Here is a 21,277-nt window from a genome sequence, read left to right as displayed (position 1 = left end):
AACGGCGGCACGCCGGGGGAAGAAAATCAGGGAGCGCCGTTGCGGCCAGCGGGCTCAGCGCAGCGGCTTGCCGGCAGATCGCGCAGGGAAGAGACCGTGTTCCTGCGGCGGGAGCGAGGGACTCAGAGGCGGTCGGAAGCGGGCGAAGCGGAGGCCGGGATCGCGGGTGCGCGATCGTCGCATTCCCGGTCACCGACGCCGATTGCATCCACCGAAGATCCATCAAGTCCCCGGACCGCCGCCAGGGCGGCGGCGACGGCAGCGAGCACAGGCAGGATCGCCACCAGCATGCCCTCCGTAGCAAAGAGCCGCACGATCCCCGTCATGCCGTAATAGCCTGCCACCCCCGCCGGGAGGAGGAAGACCATTGCGATACAGGCTCGCAGCAATGTCGATCCACCGTGGGCATAGAGGTGCCGTCCAGCAAGATGGAGCAGGAGCCCCGCCAAAAATGCCATCGCAAGGGCAGCGCCAATGCCATAGCCGCGGTCCTGAAGTTCGAAGGCGAGAGCGATGCCGGTGCCAAGCGGCAGCGCGAGGGCCGCCAGCCGGAACAGAAGCCAGATGAGATAGAGGCCTGCGGCAGCGCCGAGGATAAGCATGAAAGTCACGAGCGTCCTCCTTGGGGACGCGCTCTCCACCACCACCACAGCGCGGTCTGCACTATCAATCTAGCAGACGGCCGCCCGCGACGGAACCGGAACTGGAACCATCGCGGGGCAAATTTTGCGGGCTCAGCGGTTGAACGGGTCATATTCGCACACGATGTGTTCGGGGTCGCCGTCGAACTCTTCGATGGGCATCACCGCATAGCCTTTTGTCGTTTCGATAAGGACGATGATCGTCATCATCGTGCGGGCGAGGCTCCAGCCGAGCGATTGAGCGGTGGAAAGCGGCATGGGTTCGGCTCCTGTCCTTTCGGAGCGGGACCGTTCCCGCTCGACAGTCGCCCCGCCGGCCGGGGGCGGGCCGCAATCACCGCAGCAAGGCTGCGGCCGCACGCGAAGCGTAGCGGACCCTTCACGGGTTGATTGAAGGAGGCCCGGCTCCGCGCCCAGGGATCAGCGGCTATCGAGAGCGGGTACGGTTTCGCGGGGGACGAGAGGCCCTTACGCCTTCCGCCCGGACCACAATCGGTGTGCCCCGTCGTCCCGGCGTGCGCAAAGAACAGGGAGAATGACGTAATGGCGGGTCAGCACAGCGAGTTCGGATACTATCCGCGGCCGCTCGATATGACGGTCGGACCGGTGTCGATTGCGACCCGCGACGGACTCGAAGAGCGGATGAAGGATGTCGGGGAGGACGATTGGCGCGACGGTAGATGGATTTATGCGCCGCTTCAGCCTGTGGATCATCTCGGCGGTGGGACCAGCATCCGTCCCTATCCCGCGCGCGTCTTCGGCCTGCCGAAAACGCACGACATCGTCCATGCCACCGCGCCGGATCTCGATCCGGTCAACTTCCATGTATGGAGTCTGTCCTTCTTCAGCGGGATGCGGTTCACGATCACCGAGGCAGGATTTCTCGATTCGACCCCCATCGAGCCCGGCGTCCTCGTCGATTTTGTTCTGCTGGGCGGCAGCCTGCCAAAATCGATCGAACTCGCCGAGGCCTTCTGGATCGACAACCTGGCCTTCCCCGAGAGAGCGCGCATTTGGGCCGCGGCCGTCCATGCCCTCTTCCTGAGCCAAAATCCGCGCCATCTTCAGCATGAGCGCTTCCTGCTTCTCTATACCGCTCTCGACGCCTGCTTCGCCCTCGCCAAATCGCTGAACCCGCCAGCCAGAAACCTCACGCATTCGCAGCGCATCGCTTGGATGTGCGACTGGCTCGGCATGCCGATTCCGGCGTGGGCCGATCCAGGAGCCGGGGGCGGCGCACCGGTAGCGGCGATGCGCAATCCCGCGATCCATGAGGCTCTTTTCATGGGCGAGCCGCTCGGCTTCGCGCTTCACGGGGTCGGGGAACGGGGAAACCTGACGCTTGAGATGAGCGGGCTGGTGTCGCGGCTTCTCGTCGCCCTCCTCGGCGCGCGAAACAATCGCTATATAAATAGCTCCACCGGCACCCGCCAACGACAGGGACTCGACCTTGGCTAAACCCGCAAAGACAAAAGCGCCTGCCTATGAGCAGCGGCTGATCCTGTTCCTCGACTTCCTCGCCTTCAAGGAGGTTGTGGCCGAGACCGAGCGCGACGCGGTGGCGCTCGAACGCCTCGTCGCGGCGCTCGACGAGGTGGGCCAGACGGTCGAGCCAGGGCTTTCAAAGAGCGAGCGCGTTACGCAATTCTCGGACTCGCTCGTGCTGTCCTATAAGGTCGAAGAGACCTCGGCCGTGTTCTGGATGATCGATGCGATCGCCCGCACCGTCGTGCTGCTCGCCGATCGGGGATTTCTCCTGCGCGGCGCCGTGACCGTGGGGAAATTGCTTCACGACAAGGGACACATCGTCGGACCGGCAATGGTCAAGGCCTACGAGCTGGAATCGCGCACCGCGTGCTTTCCCCGCGTGATCGTTGATCGTGAGGTGCTGAAGATGGCTCGGACTTACCGCCAGCCGGGACATACAGGCCCGCAGGAAGAGAATTATGTCCGGGCCTTCCTCGACGAGGACAAGGACGGCTGGCTGTTCATCGACTATCTGTCTTTTGACCAGGTGGTTGTAGCAATGGGCTGTGAACAGGACGCTTATCCCGACTATCTCGCCCGGATCGCGCGGCTGATCCGGAAAGGCCTCAAACATGCCGATCCACGCGTGGCGCGCAAATATCTTTGGCTACGCAAGCGTTATCTGAAGGCCGCGAAGCCATATCGCAGCCCTGCGCCCGACAAGGTGGTGAACGATCCGGACTTTTGTGGGGCGATCGCGGCGCTTCCGCTGATGCGCAAGGGCGCCCGCAAGGCGCGCAAGCGCGTAAAGGCTTTCGACGCAAAGGCAGCTGCGTGATGGCGCCACGGGGTGTCGCGGGAAGCGACGACAAGGCGGCGGCGCCAGTCGCCAAGGCGGCACCGGCGGTCCCCGAACGCCAGCATCCGTCAATCTTCCGCTATCCGATCGACGCCTGCGACGTCAGCGAGAAGCCCTCGCTCGAAGCGTTTCGTGAGAAACTCCAGCACTGGTCCGAGCTGTTCGAGCGCGATCCCGACGCATCCCTCGCCGGGCAGTTCGCCGACATGATGTGGTTCGACATAGCTTGGCGCACGGCGAACGAGGCACGGCAATTCGCCGATGACGACGGCACCCGCGGCTCGACCGCGCCGCTCATCGCGATGATGCTGGACCGCGGCTATCTTGCCGGACAGGTGATCGCCATCACGCGGCTGCTTGAGAAAGCGCCGGCGAACCAGCCGAAGAAGGCCGTGATCTCACTCCCACGGATGGTCGACGAGATGCGCGCTGCGCGTGACCTCATCACGCGCGAGAATTTCGTGTGCCGCGATGCGCTGCCCTATGATTATGCGGCCTTGCAGGCGGCCGAGCTCGCGCGGCTGGCCGCCGAAATGGCGGCCAATCCGGGCAAGGCACGGCGCGCGAGCCTCAGCCTGTCGGGACCCGAAGGGTTCGACCAGGCGCGGATGGAACATGAGTTGTTCGACCAATTGTCGGGGGTTGCCCCCGAGAACCGGGCGCGCGGCGATCTGATTGGCGAGGCCTTTTTCGATAGCCTCGACGAGCTGATGGCAAGGCCGCCGCTTCCCGACATCAAGGCGCTGCGCAACAAGAGCATCGCGCATGCCGCCGATGCCTTTTCGCGCGCGCAAGCGGCCAGGCTTCGGTCGGGTCTCACCATCCACGATCTCGACCGTGCCCACTTCCTGCTGTTTGCGGTGTTCCAGACGCTGTCGGTCGTGCTGTTCGGCGTCTGGCGCGCATCGCCCGTACCCGTTCCCCAGCACAATATGTTCGAACATCTCACCGAGCCCTATCTCGCCGAGAAGCGGCTCAAGGCGATGCGCGCCTTCTGGGACAAGCATATCGGTGAGCGCGAGGGCTGGATGACCGATGCCTTCCACGAGGTCTTGCCCGACAAGAAAGCGGCGAAAAAGGCCCCGCCCGAAGGCGGGGCCTGATCGATCCGTCAGCTCGGCGGGTTCCAGATAAGCACCTTCTTCATCGGATCGTCGCCGGGCGCGTTCGCGATGTTCGCGTAGATCGTGCCGAATTCGGGGGCCGAGAGGGTGACCGAGACATATTCGGTGCCGTTCGACTGCGAGGTGCGGGTCCAGCCGGCGCCGACCTCATAACCATTCTTGCGCGCGATCACGCGGAAGTCGGGCTCATTGTCCTTCACTTTGCGGCCGTTCGGGACGATCGCGATCGGCGCGGTGACCAGAAGGGTCGTCAGCGTGCCTTCGAAGCTGCCGTCGGCCTTGACGGTGAGATTTGTGATGGTGGCCATGTCGTGTCTCCTTGGGTTGCTCGGGACCATCCCCGATGGCGCCAACCGAAGGGCCCGCGAGCCGCCGTCACCGAGCGGTACGCGAGGGCGAACCCCCGCAGGGGGTTGACGGCATGAGGCGAGCCGAGGCCCGCAGTCAGGCAGCCAAGGAGGGAGTGGTCCTGCAACCGGAGCATTTGGCCACCATCAGTGAAAGTCATGGCTCCGGACGCGCAGCGCGGGCTCGCGCGAGTCCGGCCCCCCTCCGTTTCGCGCCCCGTCGCCGCGCCCGGGCGCTATGGAAAGGTCGCTCCGTCCGACCGTCCGCAACATCGCATCATGATCGATGACCCGGTCGCAGATGATATGGATCACCTCGCCTTCCTTCTGGAGCCGGCCTCGCAGCGCGATCATCGACGCCGACATGACGGCTCGCCGGTAGATATCGAAGCGGTCGGGCCAGAGGATGCCGTTGGCGATGCCCGTTTCGTCCTCGATCGTCACGAACAGCACGCCCTTCGCGGAGCCCGGCCGCTGCCGGACCAGGATCACCCCGGCGACCTCGATGTTGCGGCCGTCGCGAATATGCGGAAGATCGGCGCAGCGGACGATCCCCATCGCGTCGAGCTCGTCGCGCAAGAAACGCAACGGATGTGCGCGCAGCGATAGCTGCAGCGTGCGATAATCCTCGACCACTTCGCGGCCCTCGGTCATCGGCCGAAGCGCGGTCACGGGCTCGAGCCCTTCGGGCGAGAAGCTGATATCCCGCGCGTCCGCCGCCGCGAACAGCGGCAGCGGCGCTTCCCCCAGCCCTCGCACCTTCCAAAGCCCCTGCCGCCTATCCTCCGACAGGCAGGCAAAGCCATCGGCCTCGGCAATCCGCTCGATCGCGGCGCGCGGCACGCCCGCGCGCCGCCACACATCCTCCACACAGTCATAGGGCAAGTCGCCGCGCGCGCCGACGATCGCGGCGCCATGGACATTCGCAAGCGAACGCACCTGGCGAAATCCAAGGCGCACCGCGAAATAGCGCCCGCCGCTCGCCTCCAGCGTACAATCCCAATGGCTCTCATTGATCGAGACGGGCCGCACTTCGACGCCATGGTTCCGCGCATCGCGCACGATCTGCGCGGGCGCATAAAAGCCCATCGGCTGCGCGTTGAGCAAAGCCGCGCAAAAGACGTCGGGATGATGATGCTTCATCCAGCAGGAGGCATAGGCGATCTTGGCGAAGGACGCGGCATGACTTTCGGGAAAGCCGTAGCTCCCGAATCCCTCGATCTGCTTGAAGGTCCGCTCGGCGAAATCTTTCGGATAACCGCGCTCGACCATTCCGCCGACGAGCTTGTCGTAGAAATGCGACACGCCGCCCGTCAGCTTGAAGGTCGCCATCGCCCGGCGAAGCTGGTCGGCCTCGGCCGGCGTGAAGCCCGCGCCGACGATCGCGACCTTCATCGCCTGCTCCTGAAACAGCGGGACGCCCAAGGTCTTCTCGAGGACAGCGCGCAGTTCAGGCCTCGGATATTCGGGTTTCTCCTTGCCCTCGCGGCGGCGAAGATAGGGATGCACCATGTCGCCCTGGATCGGGCCAGGGCGCACGATCGCGACCTCGATCACAAGATCGTAGAAGCATTTGGGCTTGATGCGCGGCAGCATCGACATTTGCGCCCGGCTCTCGATCTGAAAGACGCCGAGCGTGTCGGCCTTCTGGATCATGCCATAGACCGCGGGATCGTCATCCTGCAGGTCGGCCATGCCGACATCGACGCCCTTATGCTCGCGGAGCAGGTTGAACGCCCGGTTCATGCACCCGAGCATGCCGAGCCCGAGGACATCGACCTTCATGAACTTGAGGACGTCGATATCGTCCTTGTCCCATTCGATGATCTGCCGGTCTTCCATGCGCGCGGGTTCGATCGGCACGAGATCGTCCAACCTTTCCTCGGTCAGCACGAAGCCGCCGGGATGCTGCGAGAGATGGCGCGGCGTACCGATCAGCTGGCGCGCGAGGTCGAGCGTCAACCGCAGCCGGTGATCGTCGGCGTTAAGGTTGAGTTCGGCGATCCGTTCTTCGGGGATGCCGTCCATCGACCAGCCCCAGACGAGGCCGGTCAGCATCTTGGTCAAATCGCGCGGCAGGCCGAGCGCCTTGCCGACCTCGGCGACCGCGCCGCGGGTGCGGTAGCGCGTGACCACGGCGGTCAGCGCCGAGCGATGGCGCCCATAGGTCTCGTAGATCCACTGGATGATTTCCTCGCGCCGCTCATGCTCGAAGTCGACATCGATATCGGGCGGCTCCTTGCGCTCGCCCGAGACGAAACGCTCGAAGAGCAGCTCATGCTTGATCGGGTCGATCGACGTGACGCCGAGCAGGAAGCAGACGCAGCTGTTCGCCGCCGAGCCGCGGCCTTGGCACAGGATGCCGCGACGCCGGCTTTCGGCGACGATGGAGTTCACGGTCAGAAAATAGGGCGCATAGCCGAGCTGGCCGATCAGGCGCAGCTCATGATCGATCTGTTTGCGATAGGCAGGCGGCACGCCGTCCGGGAACATGCGCGCGGCGCCCTCTTCGGTCAGTGCAGCCAAGGCCTCCTGTGCGGTGCGGCCGGCCATGACTTCCTCATAGGGATATTGATATTTGATCTCGGCGAGATCGAAGCGGCACGCCGCCGCGATGTCGGCGGTCGCCGCGATCGCGTCGGGAAAGAGCGCGAAGCGCCTTTCCATTTCCACGGGCGAGAGCAAGGCGCGGTCCATGAAGCGCTCACGCTTGAAGCCGAGCGCATCGATCGTGGTCTTCTCGCGGATGGCGGTCAGCACGTCCTGCAGCGGGCGGCGCTCGGGTGCATGATAGAGGATGTCGCCGCATGCGACACTGCGCACGCCGACGCCCCGCGCCAAGGCATCGAGCGCGCGCAGCCGCGCAAAGTCGCCGGGGCGGCGCCGCAGCGACAATGCCAGATGGGCGTCTTGGCCGAAGGCCTCCCGCAGTTCGCCCAGATCGAGGCGCGTCCGCTCGTCGGCTTCGCCCGGGACCAATATGGCCACCAGCCCCTCGGCCCATGCCGCAAGGTCGGGCCAGTCGAGCCAGCATTGGCCCTTGCCGCCGCGCGCCTTGCCGAGGGAGAGCAAGCGCGTCATCCGCGACCAGGCCGCGCGGTCCTTCGGATAGAGCAAGAGCGACCGGCCATCGCGCAGATCGACGCGCGATCCCGCGATCATCCGGACCCCGGTCGCCTCCTGTCCCGAGAGGCCGCGCACCATGCCGGCGACGCTGCCGCGATCGCAGAGCCCGAGGGCCGAATGGCCGAGGAGCGAAGCGGCCGCGAACAGTTCTTCGGGCGAAGACGCCCCCCGCAGAAAGGAGAAATGGCTCGTGACCTGCAGTTCGACATAGGTTGCCCGCGGAGCCGTCATCCAAAGACGCCGTGCATATACCAGCTGAGGTCGCCAGTATTCTGCTCTTGCGCGTCGCCGCGGCGGAACAGCCAGAAGCGCTCGCCGCCTTCCGCCTCGACCCGGAAATAGTCGCGCACCGCCCACATCTCGCCGACGCGCCGCCACCATTCGCCATGGATACGTTCGGGCCCGTCACCCGCGACGACACGATAGATCCGCCCGCGCCATGCGAAGCGGCGCGGCGGATGATCGGGGAGCAGGGCGACGACGCCCGACAGGGCTTCGGGCCGCGCCAGCATCCGAACGGGCCGCGCCCAGATCGGCCATCCGGCGGGCTTCGCCAAGGGGTCGGCGCGGCCAATCGCGCGTTCCGGAACATCGCTTTCGATGGCCGACAGGCGGAACAGGGCCGCTTCGCCGGCCCGGCCCGCCAGCGCATCGACGAGCGGCGCGAGGTCGGGCGCTTGGCGTGCGGTGTCGAATCCCGTGCCGATCGTTTCGGGCGCGAGCGCCTCAACCTGCGGCGCCGCAAGCGCCATCGCTTCGATCCCGAGCCCGGGTTCGATCCGGTCGATCCGGAGCTTGAAGAGGCGAAGCAGATGCTTCGCATCGCGCGTCGCCCGCGCGGTCCCTATGGTGATGAGCTGCTGCGCCATGTCGACGCGGTCGCAGCGCAGAACGAGGCTCCGGATGCCAAGGCTGCGCCCGCGGAGCTGAGGCACGAGATCGCCGAGAAGATCGGAGATCACCTGTTCGATCGCCTCGGCCGTCCCGATCGGCTCGAGGAGCGAGCGCCGCGCCTCGGGCATTTCGAACGGGACGACCGGCACGATGGGCTCGGGTACATGCCCGCGTGCCTGGTCGAGCCGCTCGACCGCAGCACGCCCGAGGCGCCGCGCGAGCGGCGCGCGGGGCATCGGATAAAGGTCGGCGACCCGCTCGATCCCGAACCGCGCCGCGGCGGCGAGCGCGTCCGGCGTCAGCCGGAGCGCCGCGAGCGGCAATGGCGCGAGCGCCTCGCCCTCGCCCCCTTCCGGCAAGATCCGCACGCCCGCGCCGCCATAGCGCGCGAGCGCGTGCGCGGCGCCCGGCGTGCCGGCGATCGCGACACGCGCGGTGAAACCGAGGCGCCGCAGAAAGCCGAGCAGCCGCGCTGCAAACCGTTCTTCGCCGCCAAACAGATGCGTGGTGCCGGAAAGGTCGAGCCAGAGGCCGTCGCTGCCCGATACCGCAGCGCTCGGCGTCCAGTAACGGGCAGCGTGAAGGGCGAGACGATCGAGCCAGGCGCGATCCGCCTCGGAGTTCGCGTCGCAAATCTCGAGGTCGGAAACGAGCGCCCGCGCATGCGCCGCCGCCATCCCGGGCGAAAGACCGAGGTCGAGCGCGGCTGGACAGGCGGCAGCGACGAGGTCGCGCTGCCCGGTCCGCACGACCAGAATCGTGGGGCGCGGTCCCCAGAGCACCGGCCGCAGCGGAATCGCGGCGCCGGTGGCGGCCCCGTCATCGCTCCGCAGGGTGCGGAAAACCGGCGCCGCCGCTTCGCTGCGCCGCCCAAGCTCACGCATTGCCGGCTGCCGGTGCGCGGGCAGCGCTGACGTTTCCTGCGCCCAGCGGGCGCCCGGTCGCCAGCCGCCGCCGCGCGGCACCGAGCAGGCACCGGGGTTGTCGTCAACGGGTTCCGGGAAACGCGGACCGGCCCGCGCGACGTCAGGCGGCGTATTGGACCGCTCTGCCCGTCGCAACCGCTCGATCGGCAGTTGCGGAAGGTAGAGCGAGGCGACCCTGGTCATCGCACGCCTCCAGTTCGAGGGAGAAAGGCGGCCCGCCGCGCTGGCGAACGAGCTCGACCGACCAGCGCCCGCGCCCCACACCCGGCGCATCGAGACGCGACGACGACAGCGCACCGATACGCCAGCGCGTGCAGGCGAGCGAAAGGTCGACGAGCGGGCATTGGCCGTAGCGGCGGTAGCGGCGGTACAGCAGCATCGGGGTCTTGCCTTCCGTCGCCGCGAGTTGCAGCCGCCGTGTCGCGGTCTGGTCCGCCGCCTTCACCTCGGCGACGACGCACGCCAGCGAGCCGTCGCGCAGCGCGTCCTCGCACATGGCGAGCAACTCCTTATCGGTCTTGCCTTGCGCATAGAGGATATGCCCGGGGCCCAGACCCGCCTGCTCCAGCCCCGGGGCGTAAAGATCGAAGCGCGTCAGCGCCCAGAGTGCCGAAACGCCGGGCGCCGCCGCGAAGCGCGCGGCGATCCCGGCGGCGAACAATGTTGCCGCGGCATCGTCGCTCCAGTTCGCCGACGCGCCCGCGACCTCGTGCAGGCCGGCCCCGTCGAGCCCGCCGCCGGCGAGGAGATGATCGAGCGGACCGACCCCGAACGGCAGCACCGGCCCGCGCGCCGACTGGGCGCGCGTCACCGCATCGCGAAGCGCGGCAAGTTCCTCGGCACATGGCCGGGACGAAGAAAAAGGCGGTGCGGTCATAGGGTTCATCGACTCAAATGTTCCCTATATGTTCCACCCTGCGGCAACGCGCGTCAAGCGACCTGCGGCGGGCCGCTGTGGATCATTCAGCACCGCGACACCTTCCCCCCTGTAATGCGGGACCTATTTTATGCCGATGACCACCAACCTTCCCTGGAACGAGCTTGCGATTTATGCCGTCGGCGCGGCTTTGATCCTGATCATCCTGTTCAAGATTCCCTATGTCGGCCGAGCCCTTCGCGCGCTCTTCTCCTTCGCGCTGCTCGCCTTCGGCATCTTCCTCGTCCTTCAGCAAGCGCCCTTCGATCCCAATCTTTCGCGCATCACCGCGAGCCTCGGTCTCGACAAACAGGAGGTCGTCGGCGGCGAAGTGCGCATTCCGATGAGTCGCGACGGGCATTTCTGGGCCGAGGTTGAACTGAACGGAACGAAGCGCCGCATGCTCGTCGACAGCGGCGCGACCATCACCGCGCTCTCGCAGGGCACGGCCCAAGCCGCGGGCGTCGAAGCAGACGCGACGCTCTTACCCTTGTTGATGAAGACGGCGAACGGCACCGTGCGTGCCGATGCCGGCACGGTCGAGCGCCTGGCGATCGGCGCCATCGAGGCGCGAAAGCTCAAGGTCGTGATCTCGCCGGGACTTGGCGATACCGACGTGCTCGGCATGAATTTCCTGTCGGCGCTTCAATCGTGGCGTGTCGAAGATCGCACGCTCATTCTCACACCGGAAGCGTTACCTAAGACCCGCTGAAGAGGCTTGCGGTTGGTATCGAAGAGAACGCTTTCGTGCGCCGCGGAAAGGAGCCTGAAGGGCGCCCCGCGGCGGCACGATAGACATTACACATGGCAGCGGCAGACCGAAGATCTCAGCATGTCCCGTGCGTGCGAGAAACCCCGTTAAATCGCAAAAGTTGCGCGGCTTAGCGGAGATAAATTAGCGGCCCAATGCGCAACCTCGGTGCCGCTCGTCCGTTTCTCCAGCATCAAGAGATGGAGATGAAAATGAGCGTCAAGGGACAGATCAAGGAAGCTGCCGGTTATGTGAAGGAAGAAGCCTTCGAGAATGGCGACAGCCCCGAATCCAAGCGCAAGGCGCAGGAAGGCCGCGACCTTCGCAACGAAGGCCGTATCGAAGACGGCAAGCCGCCGAAGACGGGTACTCCCGGCACCGAAAACTAACCCACCCCTCGCCAGATACCTGGCAGACTGGACCCGCTTCGGCGGGTCCTTTTATTTGGCATGATCCGCCAACATATCGAGCGTCCGGGCATCGCGTTCACCGCCAAACCAGCGCAAGATCGCCGCCGCGAAGAGCGGCCGGTTGCTCACCGCTTCAAAAAGCGTCAGCGAAGACCGCAGCTTTGCCGCATCGACCTCACCGAAAACTGCGACCGGATCGCTGGACGCAAGGTCCTGCAGGGCTTCGACGCATTCGACATAGCGACCACCGAGACGCGAGTGAGCCAGATAGGCCCGCGCCTCTTCGGGTCCAGCTATCCCGTAGAGCTGCGCCGTCGGGCTTCGGCCAAGGCCTGTGAGCTGCGGGAATATGAACCACATCCAGTGCGAAGATTTCTTGCCACGGCGGATCTCGCCGAGCGCGCGGGCGTACACCTGCTGCTGCGCCGTCACGAACAGATCGAGCCCCTCTTGGTTCGTCATAAGGCGAGCGCTCCTTGCGCGGGCGGCTTGCCATACACCTGCGTCACCTCGAGGCTGCCCTCGGGAAGCGATTTCAAGACTTCCTCGGCCGGAACGCGCGGATCGAGCCAGGCAGCCCATCGATCGCGTGGCAGCGGAATGATCTGGCGGTGGTGATAGGGGGCGATGTCGGGACCAGCGTCCATCGTCAGAAGACTGAATGCCTCGCCGACATGGCTGTCGCGCCAGACGCTAGCCATGCAGAACCAGCGATGGTCCTTCATCGTGAAGAGCCACTTGTCGAGGCGCTTCTGCGCCGTGTCGGTGGGATCGGTGAATTCGTAGAAGCCGTCGCACAGGACAAGGCAGCGCTGCATTCCGAGATCGCGGCGTTCCGAGCGCACATTATAGACCGGCTTGCCGGCTTGACCTGGCCAGCTCCAGCGCCGGTTGACGAGCGAACCGGTTGCGGCTCCGTCGCTGCTCTTCACGATCGGCGCGGTATCGGTGATCCGGACATCTTCGCGCGCCGGCACGTTCGGCGCGCCTTCGGGCATATCGATCTTGATCTGGAGGTTCTCGAAGTCTTCGGCGATCGACGCGATGTCGACTTCGAGCCGATAATCATTGCACATCCGCGGCTGTCCCCTGGCCCTTGCGACTCATCCTCGTTCCCATTATGTTCCATATATGGGAATCGCGCCAACCCCTTTCGATCCCGACGCCCCGAGCGGAGGCGTTCAGGCGCTCGTGCGGCGCAATCCCGACAATATGGCCGAGATCGAAATGGTCAAAGCGGTTTGGGGTTCCGACCCGCGGTTCAGCGACGGAATCAACTACCGCTTCGTGCGCGCCGAGGGCCGCGCCTTCCCGGCACGGCGTTGTTTGATCCCGGCCTCCGAATTTCGCATGGGCACCGGCGACCATCGCTACCGGGTGACGCTCGACAGCAGCAATTTCTTCTATCTCGCCGCGGTATGGGACCCGCCGCTCGCCGACTGGCCGCTGTCCTACCGCATCCTCACCATCCCGGCAGGCGCCGACGTCATTTCCTATCAGTCGCGCCACGGCGTGATCATCCAGCGCCGCGATGCGAACCATTGGCTCGACGGCAGTCTGCCGAACGAAGTGCTGTTCGAAGAACCGCCACGTCACACGCTGTTCGTTGAGCCATTGCGCAAACAGGCGGAGCTTCCTCTCTAGATCATATGTCGCTGGCCCGCAGGGCCCGCACAGCCGCACTCTTGGCGAGCCCGCAGCGGGGCGGCGTGCGATGCGCGTCCGTGCCTAGCCGCCGCCCCGCCAGGATAGCGAGCCGAGTGTGCCGCGCGGCCAAAACAAAAGTGCGACCCCGGGCCGAGCCTGCGAGGCCCGAGCGCGCTCATCAGATGCCGCGCTCCGCTCGCCGCCTCGCGGCTGTCCCGCCGGCGGCGCCGGCGGGACACACCGGCTCAGCCGTTCAGGCGATCCTTGACCGCCTTGGCCGCACCGAAGGTCAGCTTTTTCGAGGCAGCGATCTGGATCGTCGCGCCGGTCGAGGGGTTACGACCTTCGCGCGCGGCCGATTCCTTGACCTTGAACTTGCCGAAGCCGTTCACCGAGACTTCGTCGCCCTTGGCGGCGGCGTCGGTGATCGCGGCGAAAACGGCATCGACAGCCATCTTCGCGTCCGCCTTGCTCAGACCAAGTGCGGTTGCGACGCTGTCCGACAGTTCGGCGTGGTTCATAAATCATCTCCTTGAGCGGCCGGAAGGATGCCGGCCGGGCGGGCGATATAACGCCGGTTACGGCATGACGCCATCCGCGCGGCCCCATAGGCGAGAGTGAGTTGAACTTGGCTTCGGCGTGCGGCACTAGCGAGCCATGCTTCCCAACCGCCTCATCGCATCCGCGCTTCTTCTTCTCGCTACAGCCTGTTCGACCGCAAGCATCGCTCCCGCGAACACGCTCGCGCCGTCGGGCTCCCTGAAGATTGCGAGCTGGAACCTCGAATTTTTGGCTGAGCGGAACGGCATCGGCTGCAACCCCAGGGACGAAAGCGACTATGCGGCGATGCGCCGCATAGTCGATGACCTCGACGCCGATGTGATCGCCTTTCAGGAAGCCGAGAATGAAGCGGCCGCGGCGCGGGTCTTCGACCCCGCCAAATATGTCGTGATCATGGAAGCGCGGAAGGGCTCGCCGGGCGGCACCTGCGGCGGCAAGGCCACGGCACAAACGGTAATCCGCCAGGCGGTCGGTTTCGCTATCCGCAAGGACATAGCCTTCGATCGCCATGTGGATGTAACCTCGCTGATGCGCGGGAACGAGCAGCTTCGCTCGGGCGTCGACATCACGCTTCGGCCCAGAAATCGGGCGCCCATCCGCCTTCTCGGCATTCACCTGAAGTCAGGTTGCTTTGCCGGGAAAGAAGCCAAGGCCTGCCCGATATTCCAGGATCAGATTCCGGCGCTCGAAGCCTGGATCGACGCCGCCGCCGCCGGGCCCGACCGCTTCGCGGTGCTGGGCGACTGGAATCGCCGGCTCGCGCTTCCCGGCGACGCGATCTGGACCGAAATCGACGACAGCGATCCGGCCAACGCCGATCTGACGCTCGCCGATGCCGGAGAGCCGCCGGCCTGCGATCCACGCTATGACAGTTTCATCGATCATATCGTGCTCGACCGGCGCGCCGCAGCCGACCGGACGGGATTCAGCGAAACGCTCTATGCCCCCGGTGAGAAGCATTATTCGGACCATTGTCCGATCGCGGTCAGGCTGCGGCGATAGAAAAATTCCGGGCATCGAAGAAGGCCACGGAACCAGCGCGCTACCGGCACGTTTCGCTTACCTGTCCAGACGAAAGAATGGCAGAATTTGATCGCATCTTCGGATGCAATCGAAGGAAGCCCCGCTGCAGAGATGTAGCGGGGCTTACCATTTGCGCTCCATAGATCAGAACAGCGCGATGCCCCGCCACGCGGCCCGCCAATCATTCCGCTTCGGGTACGTCCTCGACGCTCTCACGACCGTTGTCATCTGGAAGGGGGACCTGCTCTGGAATTTGCTCTAGGCCGGTCGGCAGAGAATCGGGATGGAAATCGGGCGCCGCGCTTGCCGAGGTGCTTCCCTTGTAATCGGTGTCATCAAAGGCACCGGGCCGCACAACTTTCGGCTCCGCCGGTTACCTCTTCCCGACAATATTCAGGGAAACCCCATTATTTGCTGCACAGCAAATTTGATCGAGTGGGAGTAGCGAGCCCCAATTTTCGACAGGACGCCCGCGTTTGCTCGCACCACTTTTTCGGCTGCTTTCAGCCGTCACTCGATTTGGGGATGCACGCGCTTCATAAACTGATCGAACAGGGGCACGGTAAAACACACTAAACCCGGAGACTGCGCGAAGATCATCGTCTTCTTGATTAGCTGCGCGCGGGCCGGGGAGATCTGATCTACGGTCTTACCGAGGACCTGTGCGACGTCGGCGCTGCGCTTATGTCCCGGACCGAGTTCTGCGAGCGCTCGCATATAGATTTTTTCGTTGGTCGAGCAGCGCGCATAGCGCACACGAAAAAAGCTTCTATCCAGCGCCGCAGTCGAATCCGGCGTTGCGTCGATCACATCGCGCCAGGTGATTTCTTCGCCTTCGGCAATGTTCCAAGCGTCATGGGCCCACTGCTGAAGATAGTATGGATAGCGTTCTGTGACCCGTAGGATCTCGGAGATCGCCTCGGGCTCGAACTTTACTCCCTCGGCCAACGCGGGATTGACGATCGCATCGACGGCATCCTCTTCGCTGAGCGCATCGATCGGGGAGAAATTGAAAAGCCGCTCGGAATAGGATTTGGCATTTCCCGCTAACGCGAGCACCTGCGGAAGTCCGGCACCAATGAACAGGATCGGCAGCTGGCGCTGGTTAACCTTGTGAACCGCCATGATCAGCGCGCTGAATTCGTCCTGCTTCAACGATTGCAGTTCGTCGATAAAGATCGCAACGGGGCGCTTCGCGGCGGCCGCAGCGGCGCCGAGTTCCTCGAAGAGAGCGGGAAGATCTGCCTTCAGCTGGCCCGAGTCCGCAACACCGACGGTAGGGTCGAAGGTGATCGTGAAGTCGCCGAGCGCGAGACCCAACCCTCCGAGAAACGCTTTGAGGACTCCAAGACCCCGTTTCGCGGTATCTTTCGCCGATTCAACAAGGCTGAGTTTCAAAAATATTTCCCGCAGCTTCGGTGCGAGAAGCTTGGGAAGCGATTGTTCGTCGCACGCCTCCATTTCTGCGACCAGAAACCCCTGTTCGGCAGCCATTTCCTGCATGCGGTTAAGCAAGACTGTCTTGCCGACGCCGCGAAGGCCAACCAGGATCGGTGGCCGCGCAGTCTTTCCCGCTTCGATACGCAGCAAAGCGGTATAGGTCTCGGTTATGAGATCGTCGCGGCCGGCGAGTTCAGGCGGCCGCGTCCCGGCTCCTGGCACAAATGGATTTCTGACCTCGTCCAAGCGCTCCCCCTCCGCCTCGCCGGTTATTAGGCTCTCAACAGGCCTTCAACTTTCTCGCTCAAATAATCGAGTGCGGTATCCCCAGATCGGCCTTCAAGGATTGCCAGAAGCTCGGGTAAACCGGCGATGGCGTAACCGTTGGCGATCCGAAGCATCTCTCCGGGGCGGTTGACGATAGTAGCATCGTCCGCATCGGCTATCGCCAGAAGAGTCAATGAGGTCGGCCTCCATGGATCGGAGCTCAGCACGACCCCTTCGGCCGCCTTGTAGGCTTTTGCGGAGCTGGAGGCGGGTTTGAGCCCTTTTCTCACCGCCAGACAGATCGCCGCAAACCACATATCGATGTTGCGCGCGAACGGCTGGTGGACGGGACGAGCCCCCTTTCCTTCGCGCCGCTGAACATAAGTGTCGAAATGCTCCCGATAATCTTCAGGGACCATGATATCCAGACCGGCAAAGGGATTAGTCGCCATTATACAGCCTCTTCGCTGTTGCCAGAGGTCTCGGACGCCTTGCGCTCGCAAATCTCACAGGAGCCGCGATGATCGCAGGCACACAGGATAACCTTAGCCTCCTTTGTACCCGGATCATTCTTCAAAATCTTTGGATAGTGGGCGGGGTTCGTCATCGTGACGATGATCCCGGCCTTCTCGTCCAAGATCGCTTCGCAACCTCTTATCTCGTCGTGCGTCAGGAAAAGAATAAGTTGTGAGCTGGCTTCGGCCGCGACGCGGACTACCTGCGTCTTCACATATCCGCTCATCATTCCAAGTGGCGTATCAATGACATTTGGAGCATCGACGCCGCTGATCTCTGTCAGCGCGAGAATAAAGGCAATAGTGAGGGCCCTGCGCGACGCGCCATTCAAATCTTGCGACGGATCTAGAACGTGATCGTTGCGGCCGAGCACGATTATCCGGAAGTCCGAAGTGATCGTCGCGTTGCGAATCAGCGCCGTCGATGAATCGGCACCGATCATTTCGAGAAAATAATCGTTCATACGCCGTGAAACCGCCTCGACTTCACGGGTCTTCATAATCTGAAGCGTCTGTTCGACAACGCTGCGCAAGTCCTGTGCAGCGCGCAGTTCGGCGGCAAAGCGGCGCCCTTTTTCGCCGCGAGCCATGAGCGTCGTGACCTTTTTCTCTAGCTCGTTGCGCTGATCACGCCGGTTACGCAGGGACACATCGAGCCGCGTGGCGTAATCGCGTTTCTCTCCCAGCTGCTGCAGATAGGTGTCGCGCATCTCGCGCGCCTGCTGGACATCGTCGTCGCGCACCTTGGCAAGTTTTGCATCAAGTTCTGCCGCAGCGCTACCGAGCTTCTCAAACAAGGTCTTCTCGTTCGACCGGGCCATGAAGGCAGCCGCATATTTGTCGGCCCAGACCGGGTCTCGCGCATCGAATAGCTCGCGACCCTCAAAATAAAGGTCCGATATCTTGGATTTGAGTGCGTCCGTCTCGCGGCTTCGTTCGATCAGATCGGTGATCGCTTCACGGCGGCGGGCACCATCGCCGCTTTCGGGGTCCAGTGACTCGCCGCAAATGCAGTCGCTGTGGGTCAACCGATCCTCGAGGACAGGGATCGTTGCGTTCGGTATTTCGCCCTTAACGCGCAATTCGTCGAGCATGGCGCCAGCCTTGCGCAATTTGGACGCCATCATTTCGCGCGCAAAATCCTTGCCAGCCAGAAGACCCGCTTGGACAAAGTCCGCTGCACGCATCCGTTTCTCCGATGCGTCTTGCTGCTCTTGGATGCTCTTGAGTTCCTTGCCAATCTCTTCGCGATTGCCGCGCTTCAGCGCCTCTTGAAGCTCGCGGTCCGCCTTAGCGAAGAGATCGCTGAGGTTGGCAATCTCGTCGTTGGTAGTCGCGAGCTTTTCTTCAAGCTCCGGCATCGACGAATCGAGCGCTTCGAGGGCGACCCGCGCTTCGCTAAGCTCTTCGTTCCCCGCGGCGGCATCTGCCTTCGTCCGCACTTCCTTTTCAGACTGGCGGACATGATCGACGGCGACCTCTAGCAGCGGCAAGCCCATCATCTGTTCGATGGCGCGCTTGACCCGCTTCTGCTGTTCGGCGGTTCGGCCCTCGATAAAACTGAGCGCCCGGTCTCCGTCGGTGAAGAACACTTCGCGAAGTTCGGGCGGGATATGGATCGCAAGATGCGCAGCGACATTCGGAATTTCAACCGATCCGCGCGGCGTAACCTCGTACAGCTCCGCTGTGGATTTGGCTCTGACCGGAGCTCCAGTCCGATCGACCAGCGAACGGATCAGGCGAAAACGCTGCGTCCCGTTCTTTCCGGGCACTTCATATGTGATTTCTGCGGACGTCTCTGCGATCGTTCCGCTCGGGAGGTCCATGTTGAAAGTCGTGTAGCCACTAGGCAGAACCTCGTCGCCAAACAGGCCCCATTGCAATGCGGTCAGGAGCGTCGTCTTTCCACTTTCGTTTGCGGCGCGCACCACGGTGATATTTTTCGATGGGTCGAGTGAAAACTCGAATTCGATGTCATCGAGAAGACGAAAGCCGTCGAAGCGTGCCTTTACGAGACGCACCGGTCAGGCCTTGTCGCCGGTGTGGCTGTAGAGGAATGTGCCGACTCGCCCGACAATATCTCCGACTTTCACCGCTATGTTTGTGCGCGAAAATTTATGCTGGCGCTCTTCAGCCATGATGTCGCCGATCGCCTCGGCAAGCTCTTCGCGATAACCGGGGCAGCGATCCTCGATGGTCTCGACTTGTTCGAGCAAGATGCCGATGACCTTCTCGTCCTTGTACGGCACCTAATCTCGCCCCCTCAACATCGCCCGAAGTTCTTCGACTCTCGCGAAGGGGCCATCTTTACGCGCAGAATTTCGGCTAAGTCGAGCAAATTCCCAGACTCGGTCAAGCTCAGCACTCACGATCTTCTTCGCATCCGGATCAAGATCACCGCCTTCATAAGCTGCAGGAGGCAGGGCTACGAGATCGTGAATCACGGCATGCGTCTTGCCGATCTCCTTGCAAATGCGGAGCAGCCGCCCTCGCCGCTGCACCCATTGACGACGAACGGTCGTGCTGGCGAGCAGATAGGCGCGCTCGATCTCCGGGATGTTCACGCCTTCGTCGAGCACCCGCTTTGCGGTCAGCACTTGCAGATCCCCCGCCTTGAAGCGGGCGAGGATGCGCTCTGCAAGACCGGTATCGCCGGTTTCTTCGGCGGTGAGCTGATGAAAAAGAATGTGACGTTCGTTCAAAAGTCTGTTGACGTCGTCGATCTGCTCAGGATCCTTGTCGGTGGCATAAATGAGTGTATGCCGCAGTGATCGGGGGCCTGCGTCGTCGATCAGGGCTTCGAGCTTCACAATTTTTGAGGCCGCCGTTTCGAGAACGCGTCGGCGCTTGAGCAGTAGGCTGTTTAGATAGTCGTCGGCATGGCCAGCCTCGATCTTCCACGCTAGCCGCGCAATCTTGTCGCTGAGCTCGCGCCACTCGGCCATTTCATCCGCTGACAGCGGCACGAAATGCGCAAAATAATCGTATGGCGTCAGACAGCGTCCGATTGCATCCTCAAGGCGAAAGCTGAAGCAAACCGCGCCGAAATAGCGGACGAGCCCCGCGCTCCCCTCGGCATCATATTGGCGCATCGGTGTCGCGGAGAGACCGAGCCGGCTATCGAAACACTCCGGCGGATCATTGATGAACGCGGCCGAGCCGAGATTGTGGCATTCGTCCGCAATCAGTAGCTTGAGACAGTCGAACCTTCGGATCTGCTCGATGAACTCGGGCGTCGTCAGCGTATCCATCGAGACGACGAGTATTTCGACCGGCGTCACCTTCATTCGCAGCCGCCGCCGCGCATCGGCGATCGCCCGCTCACGACCCGCAGGTCCGCCCTCGATCGAGAGATTGACTGGCTCGATGCCAAAAAGGCGAACCTCGTTGCACCACTGCTGGAGCAACACCTTGTAGGGCGCAGTTAGAACGATAAGATAAGAGCCAATCTCCTGATAAAGGCGCTGCGCCGCGATCAGCGCAGTCAGCGTCTTGCCGGAGCCCGTACACATTTCGAGAATGCCGCAGCGACCTGCCGCCTCCCACGCATCAATCGCGGCACCCTGATGCGCATAGTCGCCCGACCGATAGTCGAGCCATTCAGGGATAGCGAATATAGGCTTGGTGCCGGCAGCGAGCGTCTCGGCGACCGGAAGCCCCTGCGCCTTGCGCCAGAGTTTCCTGAAGTCATCCTCGGTCGGCATATGGTCGGACTTGTAATCGCTTACTATGCGTTCGCGAATTGCGCGCGGCAGATCTACTACCAGACAATGCTCGTCGCCGCCGCTCCACAGTAGAGCGAACTCGTCCTGGAGTCTGCGACAGATGCGCCTGGCGTCGGCGCCGCCCCAGCTCCGTGACAGGCTCAGCTGCTCACGGTTTCGCGCGAGCCCTGCACCCGTCATATTCGCAGAGCCATGAAGCACGGCGCTGTCCTTCCCGTCCTCGAAGAGCCAAGCCTTGGGATGGAAGAGGCCTTCGCGCGTCAGCGCAATCTTCAGTTCGAGACGCCCCGCCGAAATAAGCCAAGCAAGACATTCGAGCGAGTGCCGCGCGAGATCATCGGCGTTGGGAAGCCCGTCGACAAAGCGCGCGACCGCCATGTCTTCGCTGACACCGAGGCCGCTCCTAAGCGCCTCTTGATCCTCGGCAGACAGATAGGGGCTGACGATAAGGCGAAACGGACTTCGCGACGAACGAAGATAGCGTGCAAGGCCAGGCGCGATCTCTGCGAGGGCGTGGCTGTTAAAATAGCCGATCATGACATCAGCCCGTTCGCACGACTGAAGCGCTGGAGAGATCACGGTTTCGGCGACATCATCTTTGGGCAGAAGATAGAAAGGTTCGGCCGCGGCAAGGCTGT

The 21,277-nt window shown here is 63.4% G+C and carries 21 protein-coding genes; 7 read left to right on the top strand and 14 right to left on the bottom strand.

Annotation, left to right across the window (positions count from 1 at the left end; genetic code table 11):
- Nucleotides 1-122: 122 nt before the first annotated feature.
- Together ACSYDV_RS15285 and ACSYDV_RS15280 are read right to left on the bottom strand one after the other, a co-directional pair.
- Nucleotides 123-611: a hypothetical protein gene (locus tag ACSYDV_RS15285; RefSeq protein WP_438324665.1), complete on the bottom strand. Its 489-nt coding sequence runs from the start codon at nucleotides 609-611 to the stop codon at nucleotides 123-125.
- A gap of 123 nt (nucleotides 612-734) precedes the next feature.
- Complete coding sequence (locus tag ACSYDV_RS15280; protein WP_162928261.1) at nucleotides 735-899, bottom strand: hypothetical protein; 165 nt, start codon at nucleotides 897-899, stop codon at nucleotides 735-737.
- A gap of 285 nt (nucleotides 900-1,184) precedes the next feature.
- Between ACSYDV_RS15280 and ACSYDV_RS15275 the strand changes: the two genes are divergently transcribed.
- From ACSYDV_RS15275 to ACSYDV_RS15265, 3 genes are read left to right on the top strand one after another with little or no spacing between them, the layout of a single operon-like run.
- Complete coding sequence (locus ACSYDV_RS15275; RefSeq protein ID WP_438324664.1) at nucleotides 1,185-2,099, top strand: hypothetical protein; 915 nt, start codon at nucleotides 1,185-1,187, stop codon at nucleotides 2,097-2,099.
- Entirely contained in the window at nucleotides 2,092-2,946 is an 855-nt protein-coding gene (locus tag ACSYDV_RS15270; protein ID WP_438324663.1) for a hypothetical protein, read from the top strand. The genes ACSYDV_RS15275 and ACSYDV_RS15270 overlap by 8 nt, the downstream gene beginning before the upstream one ends.
- Nucleotides 2,943-4,070, top strand: a complete 1,128-nt coding sequence (locus ACSYDV_RS15265; protein WP_438324662.1) for a hypothetical protein — start codon at nucleotides 2,943-2,945, stop codon at nucleotides 4,068-4,070. The genes ACSYDV_RS15270 and ACSYDV_RS15265 overlap by 4 nt, the downstream gene beginning before the upstream one ends.
- 8 nt (nucleotides 4,071-4,078) lie before the next feature.
- On the opposite strand, the gene ACSYDV_RS15260 is transcribed toward ACSYDV_RS15265, so the two are convergent.
- The 4 genes from ACSYDV_RS15260 to ACSYDV_RS15245 all read right to left on the bottom strand — a co-directional run bounded on the left by ACSYDV_RS15260 (nucleotide 4,079) and on the right by ACSYDV_RS15245 (nucleotide 10,270).
- Nucleotides 4,079-4,399 carry a DUF736 domain-containing protein gene (locus ACSYDV_RS15260; RefSeq protein WP_438324661.1) on the bottom strand — a complete coding sequence of 107 codons (321 nt, stop codon included), beginning with the start codon at nucleotides 4,397-4,399 and terminating at the stop codon, nucleotides 4,079-4,081.
- Nucleotides 4,400-4,585: 186 nt separating this feature from the next.
- Entirely contained in the window at nucleotides 4,586-7,795 is a 3,210-nt protein-coding gene (locus ACSYDV_RS15255; protein ID WP_438324660.1) for an error-prone DNA polymerase, read from the bottom strand.
- Nucleotides 7,792-9,567: a DUF6504 family protein gene (locus ACSYDV_RS15250; RefSeq protein ID WP_438324659.1), complete on the bottom strand. Its 1,776-nt coding sequence runs from the start codon at nucleotides 9,565-9,567 to the stop codon at nucleotides 7,792-7,794. The genes ACSYDV_RS15255 and ACSYDV_RS15250 overlap by 4 nt, the downstream gene beginning before the upstream one ends.
- The gene (locus tag ACSYDV_RS15245) at nucleotides 9,485-10,270 is read right to left on the bottom strand and encodes an ImuA family protein (protein WP_438324658.1); all 786 of its coding nucleotides are present in this window, start codon (nucleotides 10,268-10,270) and stop codon (nucleotides 9,485-9,487) included. Before ACSYDV_RS15245 ends, ACSYDV_RS15250 begins: the two co-directional genes overlap by 83 nt.
- Nucleotides 10,271-10,391: 121 nt before the next feature.
- On the opposite strand from ACSYDV_RS15245, the gene ACSYDV_RS15240 reads away from it, so the two are divergent.
- Together ACSYDV_RS15240 and ACSYDV_RS15235 are read left to right on the top strand one after the other, a co-directional pair.
- A complete protein-coding gene (locus ACSYDV_RS15240; protein WP_438324657.1) occupies nucleotides 10,392-11,012 on the top strand; it encodes a retropepsin-like aspartic protease family protein in 621 nt (206 codons plus the stop codon).
- A gap of 251 nt (nucleotides 11,013-11,263) precedes the next feature.
- On the top strand, nucleotides 11,264-11,440 hold the full coding sequence (locus ACSYDV_RS15235) for a hypothetical protein (protein ID WP_438324656.1): 177 nt from the start codon (nucleotides 11,264-11,266) through the stop codon (nucleotides 11,438-11,440).
- Between the two features lie 51 nt (nucleotides 11,441-11,491).
- On the opposite strand, the gene ACSYDV_RS15230 is transcribed toward ACSYDV_RS15235, so the two are convergent.
- Nucleotides 11,492-11,923, bottom strand: a complete 432-nt coding sequence (locus tag ACSYDV_RS15230) for a DUF1810 domain-containing protein (protein WP_438324655.1) — start codon at nucleotides 11,921-11,923, stop codon at nucleotides 11,492-11,494.
- Nucleotides 11,920-12,537: an SOS response-associated peptidase family protein gene (locus ACSYDV_RS15225; RefSeq protein WP_438324654.1), complete on the bottom strand. Its 618-nt coding sequence runs from the start codon at nucleotides 12,535-12,537 to the stop codon at nucleotides 11,920-11,922. The genes ACSYDV_RS15230 and ACSYDV_RS15225 overlap by 4 nt, the downstream gene beginning before the upstream one ends.
- A gap of 55 nt (nucleotides 12,538-12,592) precedes the next feature.
- On the opposite strand from ACSYDV_RS15225, the gene ACSYDV_RS15220 reads away from it, so the two are divergent.
- On the top strand, nucleotides 12,593-13,105 hold the full coding sequence (locus ACSYDV_RS15220; protein WP_438324653.1) for an SOS response-associated peptidase family protein: 513 nt from the start codon (nucleotides 12,593-12,595) through the stop codon (nucleotides 13,103-13,105).
- A gap of 248 nt (nucleotides 13,106-13,353) precedes the next feature.
- On the opposite strand, the gene ACSYDV_RS15215 is transcribed toward ACSYDV_RS15220, so the two are convergent.
- Nucleotides 13,354-13,629: an HU family DNA-binding protein gene (locus ACSYDV_RS15215; RefSeq protein WP_438324652.1), complete on the bottom strand. Its 276-nt coding sequence runs from the start codon at nucleotides 13,627-13,629 to the stop codon at nucleotides 13,354-13,356.
- Between the two features lie 136 nt (nucleotides 13,630-13,765).
- Between ACSYDV_RS15215 and ACSYDV_RS15210 the strand changes: the two genes are divergently transcribed.
- Entirely contained in the window at nucleotides 13,766-14,671 is a 906-nt protein-coding gene (locus tag ACSYDV_RS15210) for an endonuclease/exonuclease/phosphatase family protein (protein WP_438324651.1), read from the top strand.
- A 531-nt stretch (nucleotides 14,672-15,202) separates the two neighbouring features.
- On the opposite strand, the gene ACSYDV_RS15205 is transcribed toward ACSYDV_RS15210, so the two are convergent.
- The 5 genes from ACSYDV_RS15205 to ACSYDV_RS15185 are packed head-to-tail and all read right to left on the bottom strand — an operon-like array spanning nucleotide 15,203 to nucleotide 21,176.
- Entirely contained in the window at nucleotides 15,203-16,378 is a 1,176-nt protein-coding gene (locus tag ACSYDV_RS15205; protein ID WP_438324650.1) for a DUF8462 domain-containing protein, read from the bottom strand.
- A gap of 26 nt (nucleotides 16,379-16,404) precedes the next feature.
- Nucleotides 16,405-16,851 (bottom strand): hypothetical protein, encoded by a 447-nt coding sequence (locus ACSYDV_RS15200; RefSeq protein WP_438324649.1) that lies wholly within the window; start codon nucleotides 16,849-16,851, stop codon nucleotides 16,405-16,407.
- Nucleotides 16,851-18,935, bottom strand: coding sequence for an AAA family ATPase (locus tag ACSYDV_RS15195; protein WP_438324648.1), 2,085 nt, complete (start codon nucleotides 18,933-18,935; stop codon nucleotides 16,851-16,853). Before ACSYDV_RS15195 ends, ACSYDV_RS15200 begins: the two co-directional genes overlap by 1 nt.
- A 3-nt stretch (nucleotides 18,936-18,938) precedes the next feature.
- Nucleotides 18,939-19,163 carry a hypothetical protein gene (locus ACSYDV_RS15190; protein ID WP_438324647.1) on the bottom strand — a complete coding sequence of 75 codons (225 nt, stop codon included), beginning with the start codon at nucleotides 19,161-19,163 and terminating at the stop codon, nucleotides 18,939-18,941.
- Nucleotides 19,164-21,176 carry a DEAD/DEAH box helicase gene (locus ACSYDV_RS15185; protein ID WP_438324646.1) on the bottom strand — a complete coding sequence of 671 codons (2,013 nt, stop codon included), beginning with the start codon at nucleotides 21,174-21,176 and terminating at the stop codon, nucleotides 19,164-19,166.
- Between the last annotated feature and the right edge of the window lie 101 nt (nucleotides 21,177-21,277).

Origin of the sequence: Sphingopyxis selenitireducens, from assembly GCF_051550705.1 — a bacterium.
Lineage (GTDB): Bacteria > Pseudomonadota > Alphaproteobacteria > Sphingomonadales > Sphingomonadaceae > Sphingopyxis.
The sequence above is the reverse complement of the archived record's forward strand: the minus strand, read 5'-3'. Positions and strand labels throughout refer to the sequence as shown.